Below are 6764 nucleotides of genomic sequence, written 5' to 3'. Positions count from 1 at the left end.
GATCGCGGACCAGAAGCAGGGCTCCCTTCATTGAAATATCGAGAAGCTCCCCGCTGTATGTTCTATTGCCGCATTTGACCTGGGTTTGGCACTGGAAGGGAACGCGGTGAAATTTTCGTTTCTCTTGCATGTTATGGCCTCGCTTTTTTTTTACTTCGTCGAAAATTCAATCGAGTTGAGCAGTCTTTTCATTTCAACCAGATCCTGCTCCCTCTTGAGTTTATCATTGTAATAGAGAAAGACCCAGTATGGATGAGAATATCCGATGATGCCTGTGAAATGGTGTGGGTCGCCAAACAACGGATAATTGGCATCAATTTTTGCGGCGTATTTCATTCCCTCAACGTCAATATCTTCGACCGACGATGAATAGGATGACAGATCGCTGACCTCGGCATGTTCGGTAATCGCGTTGAGGGCCCATTTTGCCGACGATTTTATCTGCCGTTTTGTCGGGATCCCTTCCTTCTCGTTATACGGTGAGATGCTGACCATCAGGTAGGCTTCGGTGTCTTCATTGTAGATATAAAGGTTGTTGGTCTTAAGGAACTCGACCGACATTGTTCGGAGTTTTTCAGGGTCATACACTTCCCCTTTTTTCTCCTTGCCGTGCACGAGATCAACATACATGGCATCGATTGCCAGTTGCGGTGGTTCGGTTGACGCCTGCCAATTGGCGCCGGGAAGTTGATAGTTGAAAAACGTGTCGCTCGGCAGCCTCGTTGTTTCAGCGGTGCTGATCATCGGCATCATTAACAGGCTGAGGAGAAATATATAAAATGACTTTTTCATGATCGCTCTCCGTTTGCAAAATTCATATAAAGGTTATCAGAGCTATCGGGTCGGTCAAGCCGGGGAAGGGGCTTGCGAAGTCTCGACAGTCCCTTATAGTAATAGTATGAATCAGCAGGTTTACTCAAAGTTGAACGTTGCGATAATCCTTTTTTGCATTCTATTCCTTACCTCTTGTGTAACAGCAGGACCGGGTGATAAAGATGCGCGCCTGACTGCTGACGGCAGTTTCATGGTCGCTTCCGATCATCCGGCAGCGACCCGGGTCGGGGTTGAAATACTGCAGAACGGAGGCAACGCCTTTGATGCGGCGGTCGCTGTTCAGTTCGCCCTCGCAGTCACTTACCCCGGGGCCGGTAATATCGGCGGCGGCGGATTTGCCGTTGTCAGGACTTCCGACGGCAGCACCGATGCCCTCGATTTTCGCGAGAAGGCACCATTGTCGTCGGGCCGTAACATGTATCTCGATCCGGATGGAGATGTGATTCCGCGGCTGAGTCTTGACGGGCACCTTGCCGCCGGAGTCCCCGGCACGGTCGACGGCATGGTCCAACTGCATCGGCGTTTCGGTCGACTTGACTGGGAAAGAATTGTTCAGCCAGCCATCAGTCTGGCGCGTCTGGGTTTTGAATTGACGCCACGCCAGTCCGAAAAGTTCAATCGCTATCAGCGGATGCTGGCGGAGCTCAACCGAATGCCGCCGCCCATCGTCCGTTTTGATCGTCCGTGGCGGCCGGGAGACAGGATCTTTCAGAATGACCTGGCCGAGACCCTGGTCCGGATCCGTGATCTGGGCCGGGCCGGTTTTTATGCCGGAGAAACGGCGGCGAAATTGATCGCCGAGATGGAACAGGGTGGTGGCCTGTTCTCACAGGATGACCTTGATCGCTATCACGCGGTCTGGCGCGAGCCGGTCAGTGGAAATTATCACGGCTACCGGATCATCTCGATGCCGCCCCCCTCAAGCGGCGGCGTTGCCCTGCTGCAGATCCTGCATGGACTGGAGGCGTGGCCGCTACGCGACTGGGGACAGGAGGACTGGCGGCGTTCCCACGTCATGACCGAGATTGAGCGCCGGGTCTATGCCGACCGGGCTGTCTATCTCGGTGATCCCGATTTTGTCTCCGTGCCGGTTGCGCAGTTGCTGAACAGTTCCTACCTGCAGAGCAGGTTTGCTCCGATCTCCATGGCCGAGAAAACACCTTCAAACGAGATTTCCGCCGGAACATTGCCGCCGGCCGAGAGCCTGGAGACGACCCACTTCTCGGTGGTCGATGCCGAGGGGAATGCCGTGTCGGTGACGACGACCCTCAACGGATCATTCGGTTCCAAGGTCATGGTTGAAGGCGCCGGCTTTTTCCTGAATAACGAAATGGACGATTTCAGCAGCAAGCCGGGCGTGCCGAACCAGTTTGGCCTGGTTGGCGGCGAGGCTAACGCCATCGAGCCGGGCAAGCGGATGCTCAGTTCAATGACGCCGACCATCGTCGAAAAAGATGACGAGCTTTTCCTGGTGGTCGGTTCGCCGGGCGGCTCGACGATTATCACCACCGTTGCCCAGGTGATCAGCAATGTGATCGACCGTAAGATGACACTCGCTGCGGCGGTCGCGGCGCCGCGGTTCCATCACCAGTGGCTGCCGGACGTCATTTATCACGAGCCGGGAGCTTTCGACCGGGAGACGCAAGCGAAGCTGCTGACGCTTGGCCACGAGTTGAAGAAAAGATCAGTCCTCGGTCGGGTCAATGCGATTATGGTTCTGCCGGATGGTCGTAAGGTCGGGGTGCATGATCTGAAAAGAGGGGATGGCTTGGCGGCCGGTTTCTAAAGTAAAAGGCGGGGCAAATGCCCCGCCTTTTTTGTTGGCCGTTGATGATGTTGGTTATTCATCAAGTTCGATTTCGATTTGATCTTCCACTCCCAAATCGTAGCGAGCTTTAACGGTTTGCCCTTCTGTGAGTGTTGCAAAGAAGGTTGCGCGTGTTACTTTCTGATTGCTGTCATTCGTCTCAATTTCGAAGTCAGAGTTGCTTAATGGCGTATCTAACAGGTTTGGGTTTGATGTATCGAAAAGAATGATCCCGCCACCACCTGAAGCTTTGAGAATCTCAATTTCAGGACCGTTAATCGCCATAACCGGTGCTTCAAAAGTTTGGCGGTCACTATTCCCATTCCCATCCTTTACCCGGGTAGCAAAGAGGTAGTGATTAAGGACTTGCCGCGCTCTGATTTCAAACTCTGTTGTTATGTCAGCGTTCAGTGCAGAGCTGGAATCGTTCCGTGCAACGCTTGCGTCATAGACAACAGTCATGGTTTGGAAAACATTTTGCGTCGGTGTCGGTATGTTAATGGTAAATGTGTCTTGTGATGCATTGTAAGTAGCCGTTCCTTCATATCGGAAGCTGTCTTTAAACTTTATTTTAACTGCAACGAGGACATTATTGACTATTGGTCCTTCTGCTTCGATTTTCTCACCGTTAGCAAGGTCTGCTACGGTTCCACCGAAATAAAGGGTGTTAGCTGAATACTCAACAGCTTGTCCGCCAATGTTGAAGCTTCCACTCGTTCCTGGTGTTACTGGAAGTCCTCTAATCAGACCTTCGACTTCAACTTTTACAAAATTATCTCCAAGACCATCTTCAATATGAATACTTCTTGCGTCGACATCTCCACTTGCATTAAAGGTTCCTTTGACCTCAACCATCATGCCTGGGGCCAGAGCGATCCCTTCAAGTACAACTGAAGGTGCGTAATTGACTCCTTGACCATTTAACTCAAAATAGCTATCGAGAACGAAGGTCCCATTGTCGATTAAACCGGTAACCTCGAACTCACCTTCGTTTCCAAGAGAGTTAAACCCTGCAAGGTCAGCCGCCTTGAACTCAATGTAAGTTGCTTGAATATTACCATTGCCGTCTGGCAGGCCGTGTACCTCGACAAATTCACCATCTGCGATATTCGAGGGATCTTGCGCCCACTGGGTGTCGTCAATAGTGGTGATACCGGGGATGGCGATAACTGTTTGTCCTAATACCGTAAAGGTTACAACACCGTTAGGCGACCTGTTGGGAGTCTTTACTTCACCTTCGAGTTCATCGTCAATGATAATCCGGGTTGCCGTGCCAGTCTGGCCATCATCATTGAATTCGACCTCGACTTCGACCTGCATGCCTTCATGAAGGAGTGCTTCTTGAGTGCGAGCGGGATCGTCTTTGTTGATTATGGTTGTAACGCCGTGTTCAAATTCGACTTCAGCGCCTTCAACTTCAAACTTGACGCCATTAACTACAATGCTACCGAAGGCTTCGATTTCACCGCTGGTGACGCCGGGTGAACTGCCGGCAGTTGTTCCGCCACCGCCACCACCACCGCCACAGGCGGAGAGAATGACAATTGCGATGCTCAGGACAACAAGATTCAGGACAGCTGTCCACCAATTTTTACTTGCCAGTTCTACTCTTTTTATTTGTGCTTTCATTTTTGGTCTCCTTTCAATCCTCCCGTGGAGACCTATCAACCAATATCAATTCAATAAGATGATTTCAGTTTTTATTACTCAAGTTGTAGTTCCGTCCATGTTGGAACGGGATTCGTGACTACAGTATTAATAGATCCTTTTGCCTTGATTTCTTGCCCGATTGTTAGGGCGGAATAAAACCCAGCTCGACCATTCGCGAATATATTGTCTGTTTCGTCTGAATAGGCCATTCCCGATAAAGGCGTATTGATGATAGTTGTTAACGGATCACTTGGATCGGTTATGTCCCCTAATAGAACGATGGATGTTTCGTTGGCATAATCAGCTGAAGTTGCAGGGGCTCGAAGAATCAAGATAGAATCTTCTGCCCCTCTGCTATCAATACGTGTTGCAACGAGATTGTTTCCAATGCTCGAATAACGTGCCCGTACACGAATATTATTATTGGATGTGCTTTGCAGATCGATGAGATCGTTAATCCCGTTAAATTCCGTTACACCTTCGCTGAATACGATAACAATATCCGGATAAGTTGGATGATTTAGACCTTGTATTTGAAGTTGTCCATTCAGTCCTGTCCCCGCAACGCTGACGGCGTTTCCCTCAATGCGGATGTTTTCCCTGAAAGTAATTTTATCAGCAGTTAATACTCCTCCGGAGAGAGCTCCTTCGGCCTCGACTTTAGTGCCATTGACTAAGTCGGCCGCTGTGCCACCTTCAAAAACGGTGAAGGCATCGTAAAGTACATCTTGACCATCCACAAAGAAGGTGTCGCCTGGGTTGATTGGTTCACTTCCCTGGACGAAGCCCTCTACTTCCGCATTGTCAAAATTCTCAGAACTCAAGCCAGGGGTCGTATCTATTTCAACAGACGAGGCAGTGAGGGTCGGACTCGTGTAGCTGGCGCCTTTTACTTCAACAACAGTATTATCAGTTAAGACAGGTGTCCCGCTGTAGTTGACCATGAGGCTGCCAATCATGAAGGTATCAGCATCAACGACAGTCACCGGGCCCCTCACTTCCAGTCGGCCGGCCGGCGTTGCCGAGGTTCTGTCTTCCAGATAGGTCGCCTGAATTTTGCCGTCTGCTCGTCTGAACCCGCTGACCTCTATGAACCCGCCTTCTAATTCGATAGATGCGAATGCAAGTGATCCGTCGAATTGAGTCAAACCGTTTTCAACAATGACTTGCTGTCCAAGGATACTGAGAACTTTTACTTCGGTCGTCGCCGAGACAAGTGAATCGATATGTCCTTCAACGATATCTTCGTAGCGAATCGTAAAGGCTTTATTCGGCGTACCTAGTTCACCTTCGACCTCGAGCACCATGCCAACACGGGTCTCAGTTTCGCTTTCGTCAGGAAGGATGATTGGCGCTTCGTCTTCGCGCTCGAAGCTTGCGCCTTCGACATTATATTTAACTCCGTTAACAGTTATACTTCCCTTCTCGGTTACGCTTCCTGAAGCAATCATCCCGGTTCCGCCGATGCCGCCACCGGCCACCGAGCCGCCACCGCCGCCGCAGGCGGTGATGATCGTCAGGGACAGGACGATAACGATAGCTGTGAATAGTTTGAATTGACGATTCATCATGACGACTCACCTTCCTTCTTCTTATCTTCTTCGAAATAGTAAACACCGATACCGACCCGTTTGCGGCCGGTCCCCTTTTTGCCCGGGTTGAGGTCGCGATCCTGGGCCGCGAGGAAGCGATCAAACTCTTCCAGCAGTTGTTGCGCCTTTTCGGCGCTTTCAACCTGGAATGTGGCAGCCGCTTCTTCGGGGATATTGTCGTAGGCGACCTTGCGCTGAAAACGTTTCGGATCGCTGCCGGCTTCGATATTGTGATCTATCGTACTGATCAGATCGCCGACGTCGGTTCCGAGGATCTCTATTTTTTCGGAAAGACCGGTATTGGGAACATAAGCGCGATCGACGAGTTCAACAGTCCCTTCACCGGTTGAGGCAATCGATCCTACCCTGAGCAATTCATCGAAAACGGCCCGCGTCGGCACGTCACCGCCGTAGGCCCGAACCAGATCATTAAAAGAATTTTCGCCTTCCTGCAGGGAAAGTTTTGCAGGTTGTCCGCTCATATCCAGAAAGCGTGGGTCGCGGGTCCAGCCGCCGATGACCCGGGCGGCGCGGTTGAAACGTAATGCTGCTTCGTTATCTTCAGGAGCATCGATCTTCTTGAGCCGACTCACTTCCTTGCGCGAAAGACCGGTAATGATCGAAACGCGTGAATCAGTCAGTTTGCGGCCGGGCAGGCTCGACTCCTGGAATGCAACGTCGACGTAGGTCCAGCGGGCGAGTTCTTCAAAAACCCCGAACGGGACCCCGTTTCGTAACAGGATGCGGACCAACGGTTTGAGGAGCCTGACAACGGCCGCTTGCAGTTTATGTTCAATCTTGCTCTTCATAATTGGGATTATAATCCCAAAAATACTTTAGTCAATAAGTCGGGTAATTATTTTTTTCTAAGATAATTGCCG

General features: G+C 50.8%; 6 protein-coding genes. 1 reads left to right on the top strand and 5 read right to left on the bottom strand.

The window, feature by feature from the left end; genetic code table 11:
* On the bottom strand, positions 1 to 130 hold a 130-nt coding region (locus C0623_04135), incomplete at its 3' end, for a PilZ domain-containing protein (protein PLY02184.1).
* A gap of 20 nt (positions 131 to 150) precedes the next feature.
* Positions 151 to 792 carry a hypothetical protein gene (locus C0623_04130; GenBank protein ID PLY02181.1) on the bottom strand — a complete coding sequence of 214 codons (642 nt, stop codon included), beginning with the start codon at positions 790 to 792 and terminating at the stop codon, positions 151 to 153.
* Between the two features lie 106 nt (positions 793 to 898).
* On the opposite strand from C0623_04130, the gene ggt reads away from it, so the two are divergent.
* Entirely contained in the window at positions 899 to 2620 is a 1722-nt protein-coding gene (ggt, locus tag C0623_04125; GenBank protein PLY02183.1) for a gamma-glutamyltransferase, read from the top strand.
* A gap of 54 nt (positions 2621 to 2674) precedes the next feature.
* Here ggt and C0623_04120 read toward each other — a convergent pair whose 3' ends face one another.
* The 3 genes from C0623_04120 to C0623_04110 form a co-directional block, all read right to left on the bottom strand.
* Complete coding sequence (locus tag C0623_04120; GenBank protein PLY02180.1) at positions 2675 to 4270, bottom strand: hypothetical protein; 1596 nt, start codon at positions 4268 to 4270, stop codon at positions 2675 to 2677.
* A 74-nt stretch (positions 4271 to 4344) separates the two neighbouring features.
* Positions 4345 to 5862, bottom strand: coding sequence for a hypothetical protein (locus C0623_04115; protein ID PLY02179.1), 1518 nt, complete (start codon positions 5860 to 5862; stop codon positions 4345 to 4347).
* Entirely contained in the window at positions 5859 to 6692 is an 834-nt protein-coding gene (locus C0623_04110; GenBank protein PLY02178.1) for a hypothetical protein, read from the bottom strand. The genes C0623_04115 and C0623_04110 overlap by 4 nt, the downstream gene beginning before the upstream one ends.
* Between the last annotated feature and the right edge of the window lie 72 nt (positions 6693 to 6764).

The organism is Desulfuromonas sp. (assembly GCA_002869615.1).
Classification (GTDB): Bacteria; Desulfobacterota; Desulfuromonadia; order Desulfuromonadales; family UBA2294; genus BM707.
The sequence above is the reverse complement of the archived record's forward strand: the minus strand, read 5'-3'. Positions and strand labels throughout refer to the sequence as shown.